General features: G+C 46.4%; 27 protein-coding genes. 17 read left to right on the forward strand and 10 right to left on the reverse strand.

Annotation, left to right across the window (positions count from 1 at the left end; all coding sequences use genetic code 11):
- Window positions 1-24: 24 nt before the first annotated feature.
- From BLD48_RS04860 to cbpA, 3 genes are all read right to left on the reverse strand, one after another.
- A complete protein-coding gene (locus BLD48_RS04860; RefSeq protein ID WP_071499183.1) occupies window positions 25-591 on the reverse strand; it encodes a TetR/AcrR family transcriptional regulator in 567 nt (188 codons plus the stop codon).
- Between the two features lie 218 nt (window positions 592-809).
- Window positions 810-1,577: a pyrroline-5-carboxylate reductase family protein gene (locus BLD48_RS04865; RefSeq protein ID WP_071499184.1), complete on the reverse strand. Its 768-nt coding sequence runs from the start codon at window positions 1,575-1,577 to the stop codon at window positions 810-812.
- A gap of 61 nt (window positions 1,578-1,638) precedes the next feature.
- A complete protein-coding gene (cbpA, locus tag BLD48_RS04870) occupies window positions 1,639-2,277 on the reverse strand; it encodes a cyclic di-AMP binding protein CbpA (protein ID WP_071499185.1) in 639 nt (212 codons plus the stop codon).
- Window positions 2,278-2,618: 341 nt separating this feature from the next.
- Here cbpA and BLD48_RS04875 point away from each other — a divergent pair, with 341 nt between their 5' ends.
- From BLD48_RS04875 to queF, 9 genes are all read left to right on the forward strand, one after another.
- Complete coding sequence (locus BLD48_RS04875) at window positions 2,619-3,236, forward strand: DUF47 domain-containing protein (protein WP_071499186.1); 618 nt, start codon at window positions 2,619-2,621, stop codon at window positions 3,234-3,236.
- Window positions 3,237-3,252: 16 nt separating this feature from the next.
- On the forward strand, window positions 3,253-4,257 hold the full coding sequence (locus BLD48_RS04880; protein WP_071499187.1) for an inorganic phosphate transporter: 1,005 nt from the start codon (window positions 3,253-3,255) through the stop codon (window positions 4,255-4,257).
- 134 nt (window positions 4,258-4,391) lie between these two features.
- Entirely contained in the window at window positions 4,392-5,207 is an 816-nt protein-coding gene (locus BLD48_RS04885; RefSeq protein ID WP_014971613.1) for a bifunctional hydroxymethylpyrimidine kinase/phosphomethylpyrimidine kinase, read from the forward strand.
- Window positions 5,208-5,269: 62 nt separating this feature from the next.
- Entirely contained in the window at window positions 5,270-5,635 is a 366-nt protein-coding gene (locus tag BLD48_RS04890) for a YojF family protein (protein ID WP_071499188.1), read from the forward strand.
- Window positions 5,635-6,291 (forward strand): bacillithiol biosynthesis deacetylase BshB2, encoded by a 657-nt coding sequence (gene bshB2, locus BLD48_RS04895; protein WP_071499189.1) that lies wholly within the window; start codon window positions 5,635-5,637, stop codon window positions 6,289-6,291. The genes BLD48_RS04890 and bshB2 overlap by 1 nt, the downstream gene beginning before the upstream one ends.
- A gap of 167 nt (window positions 6,292-6,458) precedes the next feature.
- Window positions 6,459-7,115, forward strand: coding sequence for a 7-cyano-7-deazaguanine synthase QueC (queC, locus tag BLD48_RS04900; protein ID WP_026827150.1), 657 nt, complete (start codon window positions 6,459-6,461; stop codon window positions 7,113-7,115).
- Window positions 7,112-7,567, forward strand: coding sequence for a 6-carboxytetrahydropterin synthase QueD (gene queD / locus BLD48_RS04905; protein WP_071499190.1), 456 nt, complete (start codon window positions 7,112-7,114; stop codon window positions 7,565-7,567). The genes queC and queD overlap by 4 nt, the downstream gene beginning before the upstream one ends.
- Window positions 7,564-8,280: a 7-carboxy-7-deazaguanine synthase QueE gene (gene queE / locus BLD48_RS04910; protein WP_071499191.1), complete on the forward strand. Its 717-nt coding sequence runs from the start codon at window positions 7,564-7,566 to the stop codon at window positions 8,278-8,280. The genes queD and queE overlap by 4 nt, the downstream gene beginning before the upstream one ends.
- A gap of 11 nt (window positions 8,281-8,291) precedes the next feature.
- Window positions 8,292-8,780, forward strand: a complete 489-nt coding sequence (gene queF, locus BLD48_RS04915; RefSeq protein ID WP_012371770.1) for a preQ(1) synthase — start codon at window positions 8,292-8,294, stop codon at window positions 8,778-8,780.
- 52 nt (window positions 8,781-8,832) lie between these two features.
- Here the strand turns inward: queF and BLD48_RS04920 are convergent, their stop codons facing one another.
- A complete protein-coding gene (locus BLD48_RS04920; protein WP_071499192.1) occupies window positions 8,833-9,117 on the reverse strand; it encodes a helix-turn-helix domain-containing protein in 285 nt (94 codons plus the stop codon).
- Window positions 9,118-9,369: 252 nt separating this feature from the next.
- Between BLD48_RS04920 and BLD48_RS04925 the strand changes: the two genes are divergently transcribed.
- The 5 genes from BLD48_RS04925 to BLD48_RS04945 all read left to right on the forward strand — a co-directional run bounded on the left by BLD48_RS04925 (window position 9,370) and on the right by BLD48_RS04945 (window position 15,383).
- Window positions 9,370-11,025, forward strand: a complete 1,656-nt coding sequence (locus BLD48_RS04925; RefSeq protein ID WP_071499193.1) for a PTS transporter subunit IIBC — start codon at window positions 9,370-9,372, stop codon at window positions 11,023-11,025.
- Window positions 11,026-11,109: 84 nt separating this feature from the next.
- Window positions 11,110-11,913 (forward strand): endonuclease/exonuclease/phosphatase family protein, encoded by an 804-nt coding sequence (locus BLD48_RS04930; protein WP_071499194.1) that lies wholly within the window; start codon window positions 11,110-11,112, stop codon window positions 11,911-11,913.
- Between the two features lie 174 nt (window positions 11,914-12,087).
- Entirely contained in the window at window positions 12,088-13,500 is a 1,413-nt protein-coding gene (locus tag BLD48_RS04935) for a sucrose-specific PTS transporter subunit IIBC (RefSeq protein ID WP_071499195.1), read from the forward strand.
- A gap of 108 nt (window positions 13,501-13,608) precedes the next feature.
- On the forward strand, window positions 13,609-14,451 hold the full coding sequence (locus BLD48_RS04940) for a PRD domain-containing protein (protein WP_255366245.1): 843 nt from the start codon (window positions 13,609-13,611) through the stop codon (window positions 14,449-14,451).
- Complete coding sequence (locus BLD48_RS04945; protein ID WP_071499197.1) at window positions 14,448-15,383, forward strand: carbohydrate kinase family protein; 936 nt, start codon at window positions 14,448-14,450, stop codon at window positions 15,381-15,383. Before BLD48_RS04940 ends, BLD48_RS04945 begins: the two co-directional genes overlap by 4 nt.
- A 258-nt stretch (window positions 15,384-15,641) precedes the next feature.
- Here the strand turns inward: BLD48_RS04945 and BLD48_RS16035 are convergent.
- Window positions 15,642-17,194, reverse strand: a protein-coding gene (locus tag BLD48_RS16035) for an IS3 family transposase (protein WP_236629944.1) whose coding sequence is annotated in 2 segments (ribosomal slippage) — window positions 15,642-16,549 and window positions 16,549-17,194 — 1,554 coding nt in all. Because the reading frame shifts where the segments join, the coding sequence is not laid out codon by codon here.
- Between the two features lie 208 nt (window positions 17,195-17,402).
- Complete coding sequence (locus tag BLD48_RS04960) at window positions 17,403-18,098, reverse strand: alpha/beta hydrolase (protein WP_071499199.1); 696 nt, start codon at window positions 18,096-18,098, stop codon at window positions 17,403-17,405.
- A 162-nt stretch (window positions 18,099-18,260) separates the two neighbouring features.
- On the opposite strand from BLD48_RS04960, the gene BLD48_RS04965 reads away from it, so the two are divergent.
- On the forward strand, window positions 18,261-19,532 hold the full coding sequence (locus BLD48_RS04965) for a purine/pyrimidine permease (RefSeq protein ID WP_071499200.1): 1,272 nt from the start codon (window positions 18,261-18,263) through the stop codon (window positions 19,530-19,532).
- Window positions 19,533-19,584: 52 nt separating this feature from the next.
- Here the strand turns inward: BLD48_RS04965 and BLD48_RS04970 are convergent, their stop codons facing one another.
- The 4 genes from BLD48_RS04970 to BLD48_RS04985 form a co-directional block, all read right to left on the reverse strand.
- On the reverse strand, window positions 19,585-21,078 hold the full coding sequence (locus tag BLD48_RS04970; protein WP_071499201.1) for a peptide MFS transporter: 1,494 nt from the start codon (window positions 21,076-21,078) through the stop codon (window positions 19,585-19,587).
- 234 nt (window positions 21,079-21,312) lie between these two features.
- Complete coding sequence (locus BLD48_RS04975; protein WP_071499202.1) at window positions 21,313-21,948, reverse strand: NAD(P)H-binding protein; 636 nt, start codon at window positions 21,946-21,948, stop codon at window positions 21,313-21,315.
- Window positions 21,948-23,171, reverse strand: a complete 1,224-nt coding sequence (locus BLD48_RS04980; protein WP_071499203.1) for a glutathionylspermidine synthase family protein — start codon at window positions 23,169-23,171, stop codon at window positions 21,948-21,950. The genes BLD48_RS04975 and BLD48_RS04980 overlap by 1 nt, the downstream gene beginning before the upstream one ends.
- On the reverse strand, window positions 23,168-23,497 hold the full coding sequence (locus BLD48_RS04985; RefSeq protein WP_071499314.1) for a hypothetical protein: 330 nt from the start codon (window positions 23,495-23,497) through the stop codon (window positions 23,168-23,170). Before BLD48_RS04985 ends, BLD48_RS04980 begins: the two co-directional genes overlap by 4 nt.
- A 142-nt stretch (window positions 23,498-23,639) precedes the next feature.
- On the opposite strand from BLD48_RS04985, the gene BLD48_RS04990 reads away from it, so the two are divergent.
- Window positions 23,640-24,086: a hypothetical protein gene (locus BLD48_RS04990; protein WP_071499204.1), complete on the forward strand. Its 447-nt coding sequence runs from the start codon at window positions 23,640-23,642 to the stop codon at window positions 24,084-24,086.
- A gap of 86 nt (window positions 24,087-24,172) precedes the next feature.
- On the forward strand, window positions 24,173-24,346 hold the full coding sequence (locus BLD48_RS16360) for a hypothetical protein (RefSeq protein ID WP_014971633.1): 174 nt from the start codon (window positions 24,173-24,175) through the stop codon (window positions 24,344-24,346).
- Window positions 24,347-24,371: the final 25 nt, after the last annotated feature.

A 24,371-nucleotide genomic window follows, 5' to 3' on the forward strand; every position in this document is an offset into this window, starting at 1 on the left:
GCCTTCTCTCTCTTCTTTTTCAATTTAATTCTGTTTTCCCGCTGCCTGATCAATCACACGCGCTTGTCGAAGTAAACGTTCAATTAAGGCGTTTCGAAGATCTGGCGCTGGTTGTCCGAACTGAAAGTGTTCCGACATCTTTAAGCCATCTAACGTAAAACGAATCATCATCGCTTCGACCGGATCCGTGTTTTCAATTAACTGATTGAAAAATTGATGGACTTGTTTTTTTCGTTCTTCGACGAATGCCGCATTTTCCTTTAAAAAAGACAATAAAAACAAGACGGTATCAATGTCTAAACAAAATTCTTCTTCGTGTTGCGCTTGTAACATGACGAATGCTTCCATTTGGCCGAGACCTTGTTCGCGGTAAGTTTGATACTGCTGGAACTGGCGTGCTTCTTGTTCTTCAATCACACCCATCAGCAATTCTTCTTTCGAAGCAAAATGATACAACAACCCGCCTTTTGATACCTGTGCCTGTTTCGCTACTTCTTCGAGCGTCAGTTGTGGAAAACCCCGGTTCAGCATGATTTGAACCGTCGCATCCGTGATCCGACGTCTTGTTTCTAACGCTTTTGCACTAACCATCATCTTTCTCCTTTCTTTTCACTGTACCGTCTGGACGGTTTCTTTTTTAAATATACAAATTCTTTACTAACAATGCAAGGTGAAATAGATGTTTCACGTGAAACAGCACTTCTTGAACACATCTGATTTGACCGTAACCGAGGTCCAGACAACAAAAAAACCACATGGTTCTTTGCTGATTTAGCAAGAATGCATGTGGACCTTTGAAATACGTTTGCTCAGCTTTCCTCACGCGCACTTTCCATCAATGCCGCATACATCGCTTGCGATAAGTGATGCTCACGTAAAACGTGCACCCCGCGATCGGTTGGACCTCCCGGAGCCGCTACATCTTCAATTAATGCCGCTGTTGAGCGGTCTTCGTGCAGAAGCAATTCTGCCGATCCTTTCATTGCTTGGGCAATGATGCGGCGTGCCGCCTGTTCATCAAAACCGGCTCCTGTCAGGACCGGTGTCATCGCTCCGACGATTTCATAGAAGAACGCCGGACTACATCCTGCTGCTGCCATCAAATATGGCATGGTGGTGCCGTCGGTTTCGACGGTTTCGCCGACCCGCTCAAACAACTCGATACTCTGTTGTCGGTTGGATTCGGATAACCGTTCACCAAACCAGAGTCCAGTCATACCTGTTCGAAACGCAACGGGTGTATTCGGCATGGCAGAAACGGCTCCGCAGTTTGTAGCGATCTCGATTTCTATTGGTGTAATGTGGGCTGCAACCGATATGACCAATTGATTCGTCCATGTTTGCTGACTGACGTAATCAAGGACTCCCTCTGGTTGCATCGCCAACACGACAACATCATACTGTTCAATCTGTTCGTCCGTCGTCGTCTGAACACCATATTGATCAGCTAACGTGACAAGACGCGACCGATCTGCCCGATTGGTCATCGTGATGGATTGTGGAGAAATTCCGGAATCAATCCATCCCTTGACTAACGATTCACTCATGGACCCTGCACCGACCATTAAAATTTTCATTTTTCTTCCTCCCAACAAAAAAAGGACCAGTCGACACTGGTCCTTATGAATGTATTAATGATTATACACGAACTGCCAAGTCTTCAACAGCTACGACACGCAGCCCTTTTTCGTTCAATTTCTTGACGATTTTCTTTTTTGTTTTTTCATCACAATCTGTCGGTAATGTGATCAAGACACGGCGCATGACACTGCTTTTCGCATCAAGTGTCATGAGACTCGCAACCGTCGAGTACTTATTGACGATTTTGGCGATTTTTTCAAGCGCTCCTTTTTGTTCACTGAGTGCCACTGTTAAGACATAACTTCCCGAATCACGATTCCAGGCCTCTTCGAGCATCCCAAGCATCTTTCCATGTGGTAAGATCCCGAAAAATTGTCCATCATCGTTCAAGACAGCGATGTATGGCAATTCTTTGATTGAGAAAAATACTTCAAAGAAGTTACTGCCCGTATAAATGAACTTAGATGTGTTTTTAATTAATGTCATGACATTGTCGTCCAGACTTCCACCGTTCATCCCATGACGATAAATGTGCATTTTGTAGATGTTCCCTTTGAACTGTTGACCGGATTGATCCAAAACGGGTACACAGCGATATCCCGTTTCTTCCAACGTCTGTAACGCTTCACGGAGCGTGGCTGTTTCTGATACTTTGACACATTGGTGTTTCGGAATGCATAAACTTTGAACGAGCATACAAAACGTCCTCCTCTTTCCTCTTCATGGTTCTGACTGAAATACCTATCGATCTTACCTAGCTTATCATTCGCTTTTGGTCCTCGTTTTCCTGCTTTCCTTCTATTCCCTTCTCAACGACAACCGAAAACACAACTTTTCCTCATAACCACAAGGAAACACCTATGATTCAGAAGATTTTCAATTCATTATTAAATCGGCAATCACTTTTACATTAAGATTTATTAAGATTTCGTAAAGACGAAACATAGTTGTATTTTTTTATAATAGCGTCTGATACAATCGAACTCGTGAAGTCGCTTCACTATCTTATTCTTGTTCTTAATATGGAGGCAGAAAAAATGTTCAGTAAAAAACAAGATCCATTCGCAGTAAAATTATCTGAGATTGCAGGACACTTGCAACACACGTCACAATTTTTCGTCGACTTTAAAATTAATGGAATTGCCGATGTTAAAGAATTCGCCCATAAAGTAAAAGATTTTGAAACAGCTGGTGACGATCTGATGCACCAACTGATCATCGATTTGAACAATGCCTTCATCACACCAATCGACCGTGAGGATTTATTAGCGCTCGCTAACTCTCTTGACGATGTTCTTGATGGCTTCGAAGAATGTTCAGCGATTTTTGAAATCTACAATATCGTTCAAGCAGATGAGCATATGGTTCGGTTTGTTGATGAAATTCATGTCGCGGTCAACGAACTCGCCTTGGCGATGAACCTCTTGGTTGCACGTAAACTTCAACCGATGCGTGAGCATGTCATTAAAGTAAAAGAACAAGAAACGATTTGTGATAACTTACGTCGTAAATCAATCAAAGCATTATTCGCTACTGAAACTGATCCAATTAAAATCATCCAATACAAAGAAATTTATGAGTCGCTCGAGTCAATCGCCGATTACTGCCAAGATGCAGCAAACGTCATTGAAACGATCATCATGAAAAACGCATAAGTGAGGAGCTAACGAGATGGATAGTCTTTTTATCATCACCGCCATAATCGTGATTCTCGCACTTAGCTTCGATTTCATTAATGGTTTCCACGATACAGCGAACTCGATTGCGACTTCGGTGTCAACTCGTGCTTTGAAACCGCGTCACGCCATCATTCTTGCGGCGACGATGAATTTTTTAGGTGCAATTACGTTTACTGGTGTCGCTAAAACAATTTCCGGCGATATCGTCGATCCTTCGACGCTTGAGCACGGAAGTTATGTCGTCATCGCTGCTTTACTTTCAGCTATTGCCTGGAACCTTTTGACGTGGTACTTCGGTATTCCGTCCAGTTCTTCACATACGCTAATCGGTTCAATCGCTGGTGCTGCGATTGCTTCTGTTGGATTTGGTGGCATTGAAGCTAAAGGAATGCTAAAAATCGTTCAGGCATTATTGATTTCACCAATCCTTGCGTTCACGCTTGGTTTCATTGTCTATGCCATTTTTAAAGTGGTCTTCAAGAAGGGTAATCTGGCGAAGACGAATCGTCGTTTCCGTCACATGCAGATTGCGACAGCTGCCCTTCAATCGTATACACACGGAACAAACGATGCTCAAAAAGCAATGGGGATCATCACGCTTGCTCTGATTTCTTCTGGTTACCAAACCGATCATGAAGTCGCGACATGGGTTAAGTTATCGTGTGCGATCGCCATGGGTCTCGGTACATCAGTCGGTGGATGGCGTATCATTAAGACTGTCGGTGGACAGATCATGAAAATCCGTCCTGTCAACGGGGTTGCGGCTGACTTAACGTCTGCTGCCATCATCTTTGGTGCAACAGCGATTCACTTGCCGGTCTCGACGACACACGTCATTTCTTCTGCGATTCTTGGTGTCGGTACATCACACCGGAAAAAAGGCGTCAAATGGGGTACGGCACAACGGATGCTGATTACATGGGTCATCACACTCCCGATTTCAATGGCAGTGGCTGCTCTCATCTACTACATCCTCGATTTCCTTTTCATTAAATAACACCCACTCCCCATCTAGCACGACTAGGTGGGGATTTTCCATAGCGATTAAGCTCCTGGAGTTGTCGCTTTGGCTAGAATTCGCTATGATTGATGGCAAGAAGACATGCTGATTTTATTTAGGAGGAATTCCACATGACAAAACGTAAAGCCTTAACGATTGCCGGCTCTGACACGAGTGGCGGCGCTGGTATTCAAGCTGATTTGAAGACGTTCCAGGAACTTGAAGTCTACGGAATGAATGCATTGACTGTCATCGTTGCTCAAGATCCTGACAACGCTTGGCACCATGCGGTTTACCCAATCGATGCCGAACTCGTCCGGACACAAATCCATACGGTCCTTGGAGGAATTGGTGTAGATGCGATGAAGACGGGTATGCTCCCGACTGTCGAAATCATTGAAGTCGTTGCCGAAAAAATCAAATCGTCTGGCGTTCAAAACATCGTCATCGATCCGGTCATGGTTTGCAAAGGGGAAGATGAAGTCTTGAACCCGGATACGGCTAACGCGCTACGCGACATCCTGACACCACTCGCAACAGTCGTGACACCGAATGTCTTCGAAGCGGGTCAATTATCCGGCCTCGGAAAAACCCCTTCGACGATTGATGAGATGAAACTAGCTGCTGCTCGGATTCATGAAAAAGGCGCACAATACGTACTTGTCAAAGGCGGTAGCAAGATTGATCATCCGCGAGCAGTTGACGTGCTTTATGACGGAAAAGAGTTTATCCTGATTGAGGACGAGCGCATTGAGACACCGTACACGCACGGAGCAGGATGCACCTACTCTGCTGCCATCACGGCTGAACTCGCAAAAGGAGCTTCTGTGGAACAAGCGGTCCGTACTGCGAAATCGTTTATCACTTCTGCGATTCGTCATTCATTCCGTTTGAATGAATATGTCGGTCCGACTGACCACGCTGCTCACCGAACAGTAACGTCTTAATCGCTCAAGAAGTCCGCGCAACTATTCGCGGACTTCTTTCTGTATACGAAAGGGGATACACTATGCAAGCACTTGATTTAACAGCTGTTCAAGACTACATCGACAAGCACGCTAACACTCCGCTTTACGTACACGTCGAAACGACGAACGGGGCTTACGCGACGCACCAAGATCCGACGTTCCACAGCGCCGGCATGTTTTTCCGTAATGCTGAGATCATCTATGAACGTGGATTGATCACAGGAAACGGTCCGTACCGAATCGGCTTGAAACTCGCACACGGTTGGCTGTACGGAGAGGGATTGACCGATTATGAGTTTGCAGGTGATCAGCTCTTGATCGCGGGACATGATATCGAAGGACGTCTCGCAATCGCCTTTGAACTCAGCCCGACACCATTCGCGCAAGGCGCAGAGGAGGTAGAATGATGGCTTACAATGAACAGGATCATCTCCTCGTCATCTTCCCTCACCCGGATGATGAAGCGTTCAGCTCGGCTGGAACGATTATCGAACATGCAGAAAACCGCGGTCCGGTCACATATGCCTGTTTAACACTTGGTGAAATGGGACGCAACATGGGGCGACCCGTCTTTACGAACCGCGAACAACTGGCGACGATCCGAAAACGTGAATTGATTGCTGCATCCGAAAAGATGAAAATTTCTGATCTGCAGATGTGGGGATTACGCGACAAGACGGTCGAATTCGAAGATGAAGCGATGCTCGCGGAACGCATCGGTCGTTTGATTGAGCAAACTCGCCCCACTCGCTTGATTTCCTTTTATCCGGGATATGCCGTCCATCCGGATCACGAAGCAACAGCACGTGCTGTTGTTCGGGCACTCCGGGCAATCGACGAGGCAGAGCGTCCGGAATTTTTAGCGGTTGCGTTCGCCAACAATACAAAAGATGAGCTCGGTGAAGGCTCTTTCATCCATGATGTCAGTGCTTACACCGATCAAAAAGTCGAAGCTCTTCACGCGCATGCTTCGCAAACAGGTGGTTTGATGAAAGTCATCTCGGAAGACTCCAACATCCGGGACTTGCTTGTCAAAGAACGGTATTACCATTATCCTTTATGATTTTTCCACCCTTGAACGTTTTTCGTTCAAGGGTGTTTTTTGTCTTAGAAAACACTTGATTGTCAGTCGACTTTTGTGTCGCCTTCTGCTAGTGTGAATAGTTGAGACTATGTCTCCGGAGTTCGTAACCTCCTCCGTCACAAAAACTAGGAATGGAAGTGTACACTATGAAAAATGAACGTGCTCTTGTCGTCTTCAGTGGCGGTCAAGATTCGACGACCTGCCTGTTTCAGGCACTCGCCGATTATTCAGAAGTTGAAGTCGTTACCTTCAACTATGGGCAACGTCATGCCGCAGAACTCGATGTCGCCCGCGAAATCGCATCCGAACTCGGTGTGAAACATCACGAGCTCGATCTCTCACTCCTCAGTCAATTGACGAGCAATTCCTTGACTGACCACTCACAATCAATCACGACGAATGAAGATGGGCTTCCTTCTACCTTTGTAGATGGTCGAAACCACCTGTTCCTGTCTTTCGCAGCCGTCCTCGCTAAAGGACGTGGCATCCGCCATATCATTACCGGTGTATGCGAAACAGACTTTTCCGGTTATCCCGATTGCCGTGATTCCTTCATCAAGTCACTGAACGTGACGCTTAACCTCGCGATGGACTATCCATTCGTGATTCATACTCCGCTGATGTGGCTCGACAAAAAAGAGACATGGGCATTAGCTGATTCACTCGGCGCGTTTGAGTTTGTCCGCGAACGGACATTGACGTGTTACAACGGAATCATTGGAGACGGTTGCGGCGATTGCCCGGCATGTGAATTACGGAAAAAAGGCTTAGATGCCTACATCGAGGAGGTCCAACATACATGAAATTCAATTATGAAGCACCCGAAACAGTCGAGCGTCCGACGGGCGACTCGCTTATTTATACAAAATCACGTGTCATGATCGTCAAAAAATTGACGTTTGACGCGGCCCATCATCTGTATGACTATGACGGCAAGTGTCGTGCCCTCCACGGTCATACGTATCACGTTGATCTCGGCATCAGCGGATTCCTTGATCACCGCGGGATGACACTCGACTTTGGTGATTTGAAAAAGATTTTTAAAGAACACCTTGAACCGTTGCTCGATCACCGGTACTTGAACGAGTCTCTCCCCTACATGAATACGACGGCTGAAAATATGTCGGCTTGGATTTTTGAGACACTCAGCAAACACCTGCCGGATGAACGCGGTCTCCGTGTCGAGTTCGTCAAACTGTATGAAACTCCGACTGCTTTTGCAGAAGTCCGCCGGGAATGGATGCTTGAGTCATGAATCAATTGAAGAAAACACCGAAGATTCCTGTTCTTGAAATCTTTGGTCCGACCTTTCAAGGCGAAGGACGTTCGATCGGTCAAAAAACGATGTTCGTCCGGACTGGTGGTTGCGACTACTCCTGTGCCTGGTGTGACTCAGCCTTTACATGGGATGGATCAGAGAAACCGGATTTACTGACAGCAGAGGAAATCCTGACTCAACTCGATGCCCTCGGTTCGTATGGTCATGTCACGATTTCCGGCGGTAACCCGTTGTTACATGCGTCGATTGGAACGCTCGTCGACGCCTTGAAGAGCCGTGGCATCACGATGTCGGTCGAAACACAAGGTTCATACTGGCAAAACTGGATCCTCGATATCGAAGACGTCACGATCAGTCCCAAACCCCCTTCGAGTGGGATGACGGTTGATTATGATCGGCTTGATGTCTTTTTTAAACGGTTACCTGAACAGCAACGGGCCGTCAAAATCGTTATTTTTGATGAAGTGGATCTTGATTTTGCCGCTGCCGTTTCCGATCGCTATGCCTTGAAGACCCTTTATTTATCACTCGGTAATCCTGATCCCGCAGAAGAAGGTACGATTGCTCCGCGGATGTTATCTGATTTAAAAACTTTATGGGAACGCGTTGCAGGTGATGCACGATTTAATCACGCACGGGTTCTCCCACAACTACATGCCCTCGTTTTTGCGAACGATCGCGGCGTCTAAGGAGATTAATTATGCGTCCAGAAGATTTAAACGATTTGTCTTTACTTGGTCAAAAGTCCGTCCCGTATATTTTTGAATACCAACCGGAAGTGCTAGAAGCCTTCCCGAACCGTCATCCGGAAAATGATTACTTCGTAAAATTCAATGCACCTGAATTCACAAGCCTTTGCCCGATTACGAATCAACCCGATTTCGCGACGATCTACATCTCGTATATCCCGGACGAAAAACTGGTTGAATCCAAATCACTGAAACTTTATCTATTTAGCTTCCGTAATCATGGTGACTTCCATGAGAACTGTATCAATGTCATCGGAAAAGATCTCGTCAAACTGATGGAACCCCGTTATCTTGAAGTATGGGGTAAGTTCACACCACGGGGCGGCATCTCGATTGATCCGTACTACAACTACGGTAAACCGGGAACAAAGTATGAACAGATGGCAGAACATCGTCTCTTCAATCACGACTTATATCCAGAAACGATCGACAACCGTTAAGTCCTCAAAAATCCTCCTTTGCCATACCGGCAGAGGAGGATTTTTTGATTCGTTAACTAGACGGTAAATCAATGATTTTTGTCCGTTCTTCGTGCTGACGGATCATCTTTGCAGGCCAGATATGTCGCAGTAAATGATCGTAAGGGACATTGAGTGTTTTTGCTAACCGTTCGATCATCGCGAATGAAGGATGGGCGATGCTCCGCTCAATCCGTTCCATCATTTCCGGTGTCGTCTCTGTCAATTCAGCCAACTGTTCGAGATTGATGTCCTGTCGCTCACGTAATGTGCGAATCCGTTCTCCATAATTCGCAAGCGGACTTATCGTTTCACTCATGATTCCGTCTCCTTTTCTAAGCACACCCTTCGCCGCTTTTGTTCCTGTTAACTTATTCCCGATTTTTATTTTTCAACACCCCTCTCTTTCATAATATTCATGATATGAAATATTATTTCAGATAAATCATAAAAAAGGACTAGCTTTTTAAAAAGTTATCGCTTACAATTCTAAGTGCAAGCGGTTGCATTAATCGCTTACATTGTTTGCACTAATTAGATAAATAAAAGCTACATAGAGGAGTGAGACCACATGAAAAATAAGATTTCATTTGATTTCTGGCAAAAGCTAGGAAAAGCGTTAATGGTAGTCATCGCAGTCATGCCGGCTGCTGGAATCATGATTTCGATCGGAAAGTTGATCGGGATGTATGGCGGTGATCTTGCGTTCATGCAAACGATTGCAAGAATCGTCGAAGATTTAGGTTGGGCCATCATCACTAACCTCCATGTGCTCTTTGCGGTCGCCATCGGTGGATCGTGGGCAAAAGAACGTGCCGGTGGAGCCTTCGCTGCTTTACTTGCCTTTATCTTGGTCAACCGTGTCACAGGTGCCATCTTTGGTGTCAATTCAGCGATGCTTGCCGATCCAAAGGCAACCGTCACTTCATTGCTTGGTTCTGACTTAATCGTGAAAGATTATTTCACTTCTGTTCTTGGTGCACCCGCTCTGAATATGGGAGTATTCGTCGGGATCATTTCCGGTTTCCTCGGAGCCGTACTGTTTAACAAGTTCTATAACTTCAGTAAATTACCGGATGCCCTCGCCTTCTTTAACGGAAAACGGTTTGTCCCGTTTGTCGTCATCGGTGGATCAGTCGTTGCAGCATTCGCCTTATCACTCGTCTGGCCGTTCGTTCAAGGGTTACTGAATGACTTCGGACGCTGGATTGCGACTTCACGTGATACAGCTCCCATTCTTGCACCATTCGTCTACGGAACGCTTGAGCGTCTCCTTTTACCGTTTGGTCTCCACCATATGTTGACGGTTCCGATGAACTATACGGAACTTGGTGGTACGTATAAAATCTTAACTGGTGCTGCACAAGGTTCGACGGTCGCTGGTCAAGACCCGCTCTGGCTTGCCTGGATCACTGATCTCGTCAACTTAAAACAAGCCGGCAACACACAAGGCTACAATGACTTGATCAACAGTGTCGTTCCAGCACGTTTCAAAGAAGGCCAAGTCGTCACATCACTTGCTTCTTTAATCGGTGTCGCCGTTGCCATGTACATGTCTGTTGACGAAGATAAAAAGAAAGCATATAAACCGGTCTTCTTATCTGCTGGTCTTGCTGTCTTCTTGACGGGTGTCACAGAGCCAATCGAATTCATGTTCATGTTCATCGCACCGGTTCTTTACGTCGTCTATGCTGTCTTGACGGGAGTCGCCTTTGCGCTGGCTGATGTCATGCATCTTCGGATCCATGCGTTCGGGGCAATCGAATTGTTGACACGGATTCCGCTGATTGCGAAAGCCGGTCTGATGGGTGACCTGATCCGCTTCATCGGTGTCTGTATCTTCTTCTTTTTCTTGAACTTCTTTACGTTCCGTTTCGTCATCAAAAAGTTCAACTATGCGACACCGGGTCGTAACGGAAACTATCTCGATGACGTGATCGTTTCTGACGGTGCTCAAGCTACGAACGAAGCTGCTGCGACAACGGATCAATCACAAGCAGCACGCATCATCGGGTTACTGGGTGGTCAAGCAAACATCGAGGAAGTGGATGCCTGCATGACACGCTTACGTGTCACGGTCAAAGATCCAAGTCTTGTCGCACCTGAGTCCGATTGGAAATCAAACGGTGCACTGGGTCTTATCCTGAAAAATAATGGTGTGCAAGCCATTTACGGTCCAAAAGCGGATGTCTTGAAATCTGATATCCAAGATCGAATCGGCGCATAAACCAAAACAATTAGGGTAAATAACAAAAGGTGAAGCTCATCATGAGTTTCACCTTTCTTTATTGAAAATCAGGAGGAACAACAGATGCGATTACTCACGTTAAATTGCCATTCTTGGCAAGAAGAACAGCAACTCGATAAATTGAATCAAATCGTCACGCAAATCATTCAACAGGATTACGATGTGATTGCCTTACAGGAAGTCAGTCAGCTGATGGATACACCGATTCTCTACGATAACGTTCGAGAAGATAATTTCGTCTACTTGATTCAGCAGGCATTGCTCGAACACGGGATGAACTATTCCTTTGTCTGGGACTTTTCGCATATCGGATATGATGCCTACGAGGAAGGTCTCGCCATCCTGACGAAACATCCGATCTTAAAATCCGATACGTATTACATCAGCCGGAGTCAAGATACGATGGATTGGAAATCCCGAAAAATCGTCCGGGCGACGATCGATGTCGCAGGTACCCAGATTACATTCAACTCCTGTCACCTCGGTTGGTGGGAAGATACGGATGAACCGTTCAGCGAACAATTCAATCATTTGATTGCGCGGATGGATCCCCTCGAATGGACCTTGTTTTTAGGCGACTTCAATAATGATGCGCTCGAGCGTGGGACAGGGTACGATTACATGATGCAGCGTGGACTTCATGATGTCTTTTTATTGGCACAAGAAACGGTCGGTGTCGAGACCGTCGAAGGAAAAATCGATGGCTGGGAAGAAAATCAAAAAGGTTTACGGATTGATTTAGTTCTGTCGAACCGAAAAATTGACGTGGACCGGGTCGGTGTCGTCTTTGACGGCGTCTTCGCCCCTGTCGTTTCCGATCACTTTGGAGTCGAAGTCGATATTTCCATTCAAAAGGAACCCATTTAACAGTTGACAACGCTTTCTTTTCTCCTTATGATGAGGGCAACAAATAAATAGTGCGGATTGTGACAGTACGGCTGGCAAGACCGATTCAGCATCTCGTTTCTAGAGGTGTTGTTCGGTCTTGCCTTTTTTTGTAGCCTGTCCTCTCTACACGTCTTTCCTGAAGGAGGAATCAGCATGGATTATAAACAAACAGCGGCACGTGTGCTGGAATTAGTGGGTGGCCGAGAAAACATCATTACAGCAGCCCATTGTGCGACGCGTCTTCGTCTTGTCTTACATGATGAATCAAAAGTCGATCAAGCAGCCCTCGAGGATTTAGACGGTGTCAGTGGTGCCTTTTCCAGTTCCGGTCAATACCAGATCATCTTCGGGACAGGGACCGTCAATAAGGTCTTTGCTGAATTCGCGCCGCTCGCCGGGATAAAGCTCGATGGAGAAGAACCGCTCGATGTCAAAAAAGCAGCTGCTCAAAAATTAAATCCCTTCGCCCGGCTTGCCCGTGCGTTATCCAATGTCTTCGTGCCGCTGATCCCGGCAATCGTCGCTGCCGGTCTGTTAATGGGACTGCTCGGGATGATCAAAGCATTTGGTTGGGTCAGCGGTGACTCAGCAATCGTTCAATTGCTCGATATGTTCTCTTCTTCCGCGTTTATCATCTTACCCATTTTAATTGGTTTCTCGGCAGCACGTGAGTTCGGAGCGAATCCGTACCTCGGTGCCGTCATCGGTGGAATCATGACCCACCCGTCGTTACTGAATCCATGGACACTTGGGAACAGTGATCCGGAAGTGATGAAGTTCCTTGGAATGAACATCGAACTGATCGGATATCAAGGAACCGTTTTCCCCGTCCTTCTAACGGTTTGGGTCATGGCTAAGATTGAACAACAAGTCCGCAAACGGACACCGGAAACGCTTGACTTACTCGTGACACCGTTCGTGACGATTCTTGTGACGGGATTCCTCGCCCTGATCGTCATCGGTCCGATCGGAACGTTGCTCGGTAAAGGGATTTCATTCATTCTCGTCTTCTTCTATGAACAATTCTCGGTCGTCGCTGGTCTTTTATTCGGCGGTCTTTACTCGACGATCGTCATTACGGGGATGCACCACAGTTTCCATGCGATTGAAGCCGGGCTGCTGGCGGATAAGAGTATCGGTAAAAACTTTCTCCTGCCGATCTGGTCGATGGCCAATGTCGCGCAAGGTGGAGCAGGTCTTGCCGTTTACTTCATGACGAAAAACGTCAAACTAAAAGCACTCGCGCTCCCTTCTGCGTTTTCTGCTTTCCTTGGCATCACAGAACCTATCATCTACGGGGTGAACCTGCGACTCGGGAAACCATTTATCGGCGGTGCCATCGGTGGTGCCATCGGCGGTGGCTATGTCGTCTTGACACAAGTCGCAGCAAACGCTTACGGATTGACGGGCATCCCGATGATTGCAATCGTCGCGCCGCTCGGTGCCTCGAACTTGATCAACTATCTTGTTGGTTTTGTGATTGCTGTCGCAACGGCTTTCGTCGCCACTGTTATCCTGATGCGTCTCGATGCACGAAAACAAAAACAGACGGATTTGGCTGCTTAATTAAAAGATGCGACCCCTTGAGAATCCTCTTCGGGTCGCATTTGTCAGTTTTCCTAGTTGAAGGATTAGCCGTATAATACAAGTAGAAAGGAGGTAGTCAGACTGATCATCTATAAGGTACTCAACAACAACGCCATCGTCACAAAAGAACAAGGTCAGGAACGGATCATCATGGGACCAGGCATTGCTTTCGGTAAAAAAAAGAAGGATCCCGTCGATCCATCAAAAATCGAAAAAATGTTCATCCCGTCTTTTGAGAATGCCGAACAGTTCAAGGAAATCCTGACGACGACTCCACTCGATATCATCGATTTGTCGGAACAGATCATTTCTTATGCAGAAGGCGAACTGAAAACACCTTTTCATGATTACATTCATGTCAGTCTGACCGATCACCTCGCCCACGCCGTCCGGCTTGCCCGGGAACAATTGGTCGTCCACAATCGGTTGGCGGAAGAAATCCGGTTACTGTATACAGCTGAATATCAGATTGGGGAATGGGCAGTCGCCCATATCGAACAAAAGTTAGCCGTTTCATTACCGAAAGAAGAGGCTGCAAATATCGCCCTTCACCTGTACAATGCACGGCAACGGCATCCGAACATGGCAACAGCCCTGCAGACGGCTACCTTATTAAATGAACTTCGTGAACAGATCGAAGCTTTTTTTGGTCAGACCATCGAGACGACCTCGATGACGTACTATCGTTTTTTTACTCATATGAAACTTGTCCTGGCACGGATTGAACAAGGACAAACGTTACACGACATGGACGACGTCATTTTAGAGGCCGTCAAAACAAGGTATACCGATGCGTTTCAATGTGCTGAAAAGATGGCAACCTGGCTCGAACAAGAATTACAGACGACGGTTCCGATTTCTGAAGTCGGCTATATGGCCCTTCATGTCGAACGGATCCGACCTGATTTCGAAAAGGAGCGATTCTTATGAAAATCTTTAGTTTAGGCGAAGCCCTGATTGATTTAATTCCCTTAGACGCAGACAATCTGACCTTCCAAAAAAATCCCGGTGGTGCTCCGGCAAATGTCGCTGTTGGTTTAGCGCGGCTCGGTGCAGACAGCTATTTCCTTGGATCTGTCGGTGACGATTCGATGGGACATTTCCTAAAAGACACTCTGCATCATTATGGGGTCAAAACGGACCACCTCGTCTTTGATCCGGCGAACAAAACCGGCCTTGTGCTCGTCACGAATACAACGGATGGTGAACGATCGTTTGAATTCATCAATTCGTATCGCGCCGATATGAGTTTTCACGAAAAAGATTTACCCGCTTCTTTTGACGAGGCTGATTTGTTGCACATCGGATCGATTTCATTGATTTCCGGTGACTCGGTTAATGCCACTCGTCGCGCGATCGAGATGGCCAAAGCACAGAATGTCCCCATTTCATATGATCCGAATTTACGGGAATCGTTATGGGCTGATTTAGATGCAGCCCGGTCGACGATTCGTTCCGTTTTACCCGATGCGCAAATCGTCAAACTGGCAGAAGAAGAACTGATTTTTTTGACGGGACAGACGAACCTCGATGAAGGAGCTGCTGAACTATTAGCAGAATATCCGATTCGGTTACTTGCTGTGACACGCGGTTCTGAAGGTTCTCTTCTTTACTCGGACCGCTCCATGGCAGAAATCAATGCGATTTCCGTCGATGCCATCGATACGACAGGAGCCGGTGACGCATTCATGTCAGGACTTCTGCATCAGTGCGCCATCCGGTCGTTTTCGTTTGACTGGGGTGAAGAAGAATTACAGGACATCGGTCGTTTTGCTGCGATTTCTGGTGGTCTTGCGGCATCCGTCAAAGGAGCGATGGCCGCCTTGCCGACGCTTGACGAAGTGGCACGACGATTAAATTAATCTTGCCGTGACACAGGCAACTTTCCATCATCACACAATAATCGAGTCAAAAGGAATTACTTCTTTTGAATGCGACAAGGAGGCTGACTCAAAAGTTAGTCTCTACAAAGACAAGGGTAGCAGATTATAATTCTGCCACCCTTGTTTGATTTTAAAAAAGAATCACTCCCTTCACGCAACTCCTACAGGAAAAGCGCCATTTTTTGCGCTGTCTGAACTACTCCCCGTCAAGTAGACAGGTAAAATAATATAAAATTTTTAAACGGCTTGAGCCCTGAATTCCAGCGGACTTAAGCCGTTTAATCGTTTTTGATACCGTAGCTCATTATAAAATCGAATGTAGCGTCGGATTGCATCGTGAAGTTCATCGAACTTCTCGAATGTATGAAGATAGTAGCTTTCACACTTTAGTGCTCCCCAAAAAGATTCGATTGGACCATTATCGATGCATTTACCGGCACGGGACATGCTTTGTGTGATCCCTGCTTCTTGAGTCATACGATGAAAGGCATTCGACGTATATTGAAACCCACGGTCACTATGAAGAAGAGGGGAACTACCCGAATCACCATCCAGAGCCAGTTTGAGCGTATCAAAGACGATCTGACTGTTATTCGAGCGACTCAGCACGAACGAGCGAATTGATCCATCATACAAATCCAGAATTGCACTTAAATAAGCCTTTTTTGAGACACCGTATTTAAATTCTGTGATATCTGTTAACCATTTCTGATTCGGTTTTTCCGCATTAAATTCACGATTCAGAAGATTTTCCGCCGTTTGTCCGGGTATGATTCTCATATATTTCGGTCGTGTTCGACGGATGACGCAACGAATGCCGGCGATCCGCATCAAGCGACGAACCCGTTTATGATTAATAGTTCTGTTAAATTGGCGATCTAGATTTAGGACCATTCGTTCACATCCATAGATTCCATTTACCGACTCATGAATAGATGTCAGCTCTTCAATGATCATGATATTCTCTTCTTCGCGTACCGTCGGTACACGATTCAACCATTTATAATAGGCGGCACGGGAGACGTCCGCAAAACGACAGAGGGCGACAATCGAATAGCCAAACTGGTCCGCCAACGATTGTATAGCCTTGTACTTATCCAAATTTCGAACCTGGTCTAATCTCTCCCCCTTTCGAACTCCTCTAGCTTTTTTAAGAACTCATTTTCCATTCGAAGAAGCTCGTTCTCCTGCTCAACTTTCTTCATCTCGATGGAAAGGCGTTCCACGTCCGTCAGTTCCTCAAAAGGTTTCATACGTCCACGGCCATCCATCAGTCCGTCAATCCCGTTTTTTTCATACTTTTGAACCCACTTGTAGATTTGTTGGTAGGAGACCCGATGGGTCTTCGCAGTTTCTTTATATTTCTTTCCGTTTTTAAGACAGTCCTTGACTATACTGACGCGTTCTTCGAATGTCGTGATTCTTCCTTTGGTCATAGTGGATCGCTCCTTTAGTAATCTGCCTTCACTACGACCATTATAGTTTGAAATCCAACGTCTGAGTACGCTCGTACTGGAGATGTTTAGTTTTATGATGACGTCCATGACGGGCTCACCTTTTTCTAGCACGTCGCGCACAGCTCGGTCTTTAAATTCTTTGGAATACTTCGTACATACTGATCGTTTCTCCAAAGCTGAGATACCGCCTTGACGATACATCTGTCTCCATCTGAGTAGAGTCGATTGTGTAACCCCGAAGAGTCTTGCGACTTCCCACAACGTGGACACACCTTCTTCATAGGTTTGGATGGCATCTAGTTTTTCACTAGCGGAACGCTTGAATTTGGACATAGAAAAAAGCTCCTTTCAAAAGTAAACAGTTTTTCTTATTTCAACTGTCTACTTTTTGGGGAGCATATCAGTCAGAGACAGACAAGACCCGCTTTTCTGCCTCAATGAGGCAGGAAAACTGGCTTGTGTCTCGCCTGAGGAAAGTGCGTGAAAGAACGAGTGATTCCTTTTTGAGTCAGCCCCCTTGTGTATATTGGGATTCACTTTTTTACTGAGCCTTCAGAAACGCCTCGATGACCGTCAACGTTTCATCCTGTTGTTCTTTTGCGCTCAACGGACTTGAATTGTCACCTTTTTGTTTTCCATACATCCCGAAGTTAGCATGATTTCCGTCCTTAATCAGATGGAATGTCGCGTCAGACCGAACATCCTCTTTACTTGCTTCAATATCCTTTACCGGCAGAACGCCGTCACGACCACCGTACACTGTCAATGAAGGCGTATCAATGGTGTCGATCGGATAGGAGGCGAGGAAAATGATGCCTTTGATTTTTGGACTATCGTCTAAAATCGTCGATGCTGCGCTCCCACCTAGTGAGTGACCGATCAGGTACCACCGTTTGACATCGGGATGATCGTCTATGATCGATAATCCTTCATTGGCGTTGAGTAAAGCGATGTTAAAAGGCAATTTCGGAATCATGACGAAATGTCCCTTCTCCGCGAGTTGTTGCCCGATATAACTGTAAGCAGCAGGGTCTACTTTGGCACCTTGATAAAAAATAAAGCCGGTTTCGCTCTTCGGATCCCCAAACTGATACCCTTGTCCAACTTTTTCTCCAAGATACGTTTTAGCTTCCGCGGTCGGTCCATAATCGAATTGAGCCCACACCATAAACACGACGATGATGATGGCTAGAATACTTGCAAGACCGATTCCGATTCGTTTGATCCATTTCTTCATATTCATCTCTCCCCTCTCTTTCTTCTACCCCTTACAATGTGATACATCACATATGAAAATTAAGTTTTGAATTTTCAGTTAATGTAAGCGTATCTATCTCTTTTTCAATATTTGGTTTAAGATAAAAAAAGTATCGGTTATTCGAAAGGGGAATCATTTGTTTTGCCACGTACTGTTGTCTCTACGATTCAGTGGTTTTTATTTATCATTTGTACGAACATCGCCCCGCCGCTTGCGATTGCTGCCGCATTTGAACTGTCAAGTGCAGATACACTCGCTTTCCTCTCACGTTGTTTATTCGTTTTTGCGATTTTAAGTCTCATTCAAGTTTTATTTGGTCACCGTCTGCCGATCATGGAAGGACCTGCCGGAATCTGGTGGGGTGTATTCGCCCTCTACTCGTCGATTGGCATCACATTATACGGCAGTTATTCCACGACACTGCAGTCGCTTGGATTCCTGCTGATCCTCAGTGGGATCATCTGTATCATTCTCACCCTGACCGGTGTCCTGCGTCGACTGGTTCCGTTGTTCACGCCACAAGTCATCGGTGTTTACATGTTACTGTTATCTGCTCAATTATCAGGGTCCGTCATGAAAGGGTTGCTCAACATCGAGGGCGGCAAGATTCAAGTCCTTCCTGCCATCATCTCCATCTTGACCGTCATCGTCTCGCTTTATCTCGAACGCAGTGACCGATTGCGGCAATATGCGTTATTGATTACCTTACTCGTCGGCTGGAGTATGTTTGCCTTAATTGGACGTGCCGAAATGCCGACGTTTGATGGTCCGTTCTTTACCTTCCCTGATCTGATGCCGTTTGGTGGCATTCATCTCGACTGGAGCCTGCTTCCGACCGCATTGATCATCTCGTTGTTACTGATGACAAACGTTCTGGCGAACATCAAAGTCATTGAACGCATCATCAGCGCGAAGCGTGGCGAACAGGTCAAAGGACAAGTCGCGACAGCGGGTGTCACAGCCGGAATCGGTCAAATTTTCGCTGGAATGTTCGGAACGGTCGGTCCGGTCGCGATTTCCGGAACAGCCGGGTTCATTGCTTCGACAGACAATACGGATCGTAAAGCCTTTGCGATTGCCAATGTCATCTGTCTTTTTCTCAGTATCGTCACGCCGTTCGTCGGACTGATTGCAAAAATTCCCGTTGCTGTCGGGTATGCGATGGTCGCCCCAATTGTTGCCGGTATGGCGATCATCGGTGTCACCGAAGCGTCTAGGGAACTGAATCGACAGACGGCGATGATTACGGTCGGACTTCCGTTACTCGTCGGGATCGGCTCGTTGCTCTTGCCGAAAGGTGCGACGACTGACTTGCCGCCACTCGTCACGACGCTGATCTCAAACGGTCTTGTGCTCGGAACACTTGTCGCACTACTCGCTGAATCGCTGCGTCATATTCGGACAAATGATTAAATAAACGCCCTCAGGAAAATTTCCTGAGGGCGTTTATTATGCGCTACGGTACTTAGCGGACACCGCGCATGTATTTTTGAAGACGTGGTGCAAAGATGAATAAAATGACACCAAATACGATGGCGACGACACCTGTAATTCCGAAGTACAAAATCTCGGTATCGGCTGTATAGTACTTAACGATTTGTGCGTTGACTGCTTGACCTGTCGCATTCGTCAAGAACCATAAACTCATCGTCTGTGCCGAGAAGGCAGCAGGCGCCAGTTTAGTTGTTGCCGATAATCCGACCGGTGACAAGAACAGCTCCCCGATAACGACGAGGAAGAAGCTTAAGGCGAGCCAAAGCGGACTTACCGTCGTCTCTGTTCCGAACAAGAGGCCCGGTAACGTCATGACGATGAACGATAATCCGGCAAACGTCAGACCAAACGAGAACTTTTGCATCGTCGTCGGTTGACGATCACCAAGCTTCACCCAGAAGCTGGCAAAGACAGGTGCCAACACGATGATGAAGAGTGGGTTCAGCGATTGGAAAAAGGCCGGTTCCAGTTTAAATCCAAGGAATGACAGGTTGGTCCGTTCGTCTGCAAAAATCGAGAGCACGTATGAACCTTGTTCCTGGATGGCCCAAAAGATCGCCGCTGCGATGAACAACGGGATATACGCAATCAAGCGTGAACGTTCATCCTCCGTGATTTTCGGGCTCCGTAACATGACGGTGAAGTAAGCGATCGGGATCAAAATCCCTAAAATTGTAACCATCAATGTAAATCGACTGATTGTCAGCAAGCCAGTTGTTGCTGCAATCGTTCCTAAAATCGCAATCAAGACGACGACTACGGTCGCAATCGTGAAGAAACGTTTCCGTTCACTGCCGACCAGTGGATTTAAGACATATGTTCCGGCTTGTCCAAGATTCTTTTTCTTCGTCAAGACAAAGACGACAAGACCAACGAACATACCGATTGCCGCTAATGCAAAACCAGCATGGTAGCCGGAAGTATCCGATACTTTACCAACGACGAGCGGTGCAAGGAACGCTCCGGCGTTGATTCCCATATAGAAGATACTGAAACCCGCATCGCGGCGGTTATCGGTCTTACTGTAAAGGTCACCGACGATGTTCGAAACGTTGGGTTTCAAGAACCCTGTTCCGATGACGATCAGTCCCATCGAGATGAACAATGCTGTAATTCCTGCCGGCAATGCCAACACGATATGACCAAGCATGATGAGAATCCCACCATAAAAGACGGTTCGTGAAGTGCCTAACAGACGGTCAGCGACCCATCCTCCGATGATTCCTGACATATAAACAAGTGATCCGTAAACTGCCATGATGGACGCTGCCGTCGTTTTATCGATGCCGAGACCACCATTTGCGACAGAATCGTACATATAGAAGATGAGGATGGCACGCATTCCATAGTAGGAAAAACGTTCCCAAAACTCGGTGAAAAACAGGGTGAACAACCCTTTCGGATTCCCGAAGAATCCTTTTTGCGGAACAGTCTTGTAGACCTGATCGCGATCAAACTCTGCCATATGATCGGCTCCTTTCGTCTACTTTCAATATGTGCACATTGTTCAATCTTTTTCCCGCTTTCCCCAAACGATAAGCGTGAACCAACCAATCGAACGTAAATACACTGTTTTGCCTGAATTGTCTCACTTCTTTTTTGTTTGTGAGACAGCACTATATCATTCAACCGTAAATCATTTGATGAGTCAAATATTAATTTTGTTACAAAAAAAGAGCGATACGAAAAATCCGTTCGCTCAAGTCTGCATTTCTTTTGATTCGATGATTGTCACACCTGGTGGCGCATGTAAGGTATGGTGAATCATGGCTTCTGCCACCTTCGTTGCTTCAATTGGGGCAAAGGTACTGCGTTTTAATAAAGGACGCAGGACAGTCGATACACGCGCAGCCGCTTGTTCGCCGAAACGGAATTCGTCCCGGTCCCCGAGCAATAGCGATGGTCGGAAAATAAGTAAGGCCTCGTACCCGAGTACACGCAAACCGTTTTCCGTATCGCCTTTGACACGGTTATAAAACGTCTTGGCATTCGGATGGGCACCGAGTGCGGAAATCAAAGCAAATCGTGTTGCACCTAGGTCAAGCAATTCACGTCCCACTTCAACGGGATACGTATAATCCACTTGGCGAAATGCTTCCTGCGATCCCGCCTGTTTGATGGTCGTCCCTAGCGCACAGTAGACATGGTCCACTTCCGGAAGTTCGATCTCCGTCACACGGTCAAAATCAATCACCCATTCTTCCAGCTTTTGATGAAATCGATTCATCGGACGACGTACGAGCACGTGCACTTCCTGATAGTCTTCATGCGCCAGTAGTTGATCGACGAGCTCTTGACCCACTAATCCAGTCGCCCCTAAAATAGCTGCCTTCATCATTTATCCTCCTCTTGATGTTCCTGTTGTCCAATTGGTAAGAAATAAGAGCGGTTCCCTGTGATTCGCTCACCCGCCCGCACACCGACGGCACTCGGCTGTCCCCCTAGGACAAATACGCCGAACATATACGCGACTTCGGTTCCGTTTTCCAACTGCCAGGTCGGTAATTCTTGATAACGTTGATAAACGGCCGATTGATCGGCAAATGAACGTTGTTCGTTGCTGTACATAACGTCTCCATTCCCTTGATGGATCGTCACGGTATCTCCTTCTCTTCCAAAAATCGGTTTTTCGACGAATGCTTGACGCCGCTCTAAAAAGGATGCCGGACTTAAGTAGGTCGGTAGAAAATAGCGTTCAATGATCTCGTGTTCCTGGTCCGTCAGGTAGGCGTGTTTTGATTCATGTAACAGCCAAATCAATGCCAAGACCGACTTCGCCTGCATCAAAAACGCAGACGGTGGATTGATGATCTCAAGCAAACCCATTTCGACGAGTTGAAGCAATAACGCACCTAATTCTTTCCCGTCTTCATCGCGATCGAGAAGCGCCATTTCGATTGGAAAAGTCTGTCGGTACAAGATATCGATTCGTTTCCCGTCTTGATCGTACAGTCCATCCTCCGGACGAATCTCTAACTCATCCAGCGGGCAATATCCGGCACCGGCAACAAACTGTTGCAAATACTCTGTCGTCAAGCGATCTTCGATGTTGTCACCGTGTGACGTGAAGACAACATGCGGCCGTTGACTGATCCGGTGTGCGGCCGCATCGACGGCACGACAAACACTTTCAGCGAGTTGCGTCGCTTGCCCTGGATTGATCGGCTGAAGCCCTACTTTTTCAGCAATCCGATCATTGACCTCAAAGGACTCCTTGATGAACGTCGGTGTATCCGCATTCCATTCCATCACAGAAATTTTTTCCCCGGTGACGATAAAATCAAACCGGCTGATGACGGATAAGGGGCGCATCGTCTGTAACCGTAAAAACGGTACAGCTGCTTCCGGAAAACCAAGTTCAAGTAATCCCTGATCATCCATCGTCCACAAAATCGGAATCACCTTTTCAAAAATCGAATAGGCATCCCGTGCCGCTAGTCGTAAGTTTTCAATCGTTCCCTTTGAAACAGGCATCACTTCTGTCAATGCGTAGATGTCGCCATCCAGCAGATCCCAAAACGATTCGATATCGCCATACAGTTTCTGACGTTCATTCATCCTCCGAAGAAACCGGACGACGACCCCGTCCCAAACCCTTTTGTCTTCGCGTTATAACTTTTGACCTCTTTTGATTTAGGGGTATATCCTTTTGTTCGCATCGCGCTATGCATCAAAGCACGCGACGCAAAATAACTGCCTCCCCAATAGAAGAAACCGGAATGGGTCGATCTTGCATCGTCGCAATACCAAACACCTTCATCATTATCGTATTCATAATCGTCACAATCCGGATCATCCGGACGTTCCGCTTTTGCATTGTCCGATCCACATCCACTGAGCGTCGTCCCAATCAATAACGTAGCCGCAAGTGATGCCTGTTTCATCCAACTCACATCTCATACCCCTTTCGTGACAATTTGTTATTCTAAGTATACGCTTTTTCCACCAAAAAAGTTTCTAAGTCGTGTCGGAACTTTTTTTGCTCAACACAGTAGAACAACTAAGAAGACTTGAGGAGGAAATCAGATGTCACTTGCCTATTATGTCGAAGATCAAAATGAATTCAAATCGATTTATCAATACAGCCGTTTTGCGATTGAACCGGACGAAATCATCGCCCACCAATTATGTGAGTTTCATATTATCGAAGGTCACCTCTATGAATTACGTTCCAATGAAATGGAGGGCGAATACGATCAGTTGATCGTCGATCATGTCGAAGCTTCACCGCGTGATCCAAGTGATCGCGTCTATCCACCCCACCAGATTCATTTAGAATTTCGACGGTATCAAGACAGTGGTCCACACCCTGTCATCAAAACAGTGACCGTCCCGAATCATATCCAGGCGATGCGCTTTTTGATTAAAGATAAATTAAACGTTCCCGATCACGGCGTCTTCGAACGAGACAGCTGTGAGATTGATTTAGACCGGAATTGTTACGTCATTTATTTGGGCGAAGAAGTCGTCTAACGAAAGAAATAAGCATAGTTCGTTTTCAAGACACGTTTTTTTTGGCATACTAGATGGTAAGAACGAATTAATCGAGGTGAACACACATGAGCGAACAACCAAAAAAATTGTCTCTTCAAGAAGCAATGATGGAGCAACTAAAAGCAAAAAAACAATCACAAACAAAACGTCCGACTGGTTTGCGCGGAACAGAAACAAAACAAATGACAAGCCAAAAAACGAAAAAAACGAACAACCAGAAAAAACGGACAGGCGTCTAATTGAATTCGTGAAATAAGGGAGTAG

The sequence above is a fragment of the Exiguobacterium sp. KRL4 genome, assembly GCF_001870785.1.
Taxonomy (GTDB): domain Bacteria; phylum Bacillota; class Bacilli; order Exiguobacteriales; family Exiguobacteriaceae; genus Exiguobacterium_A.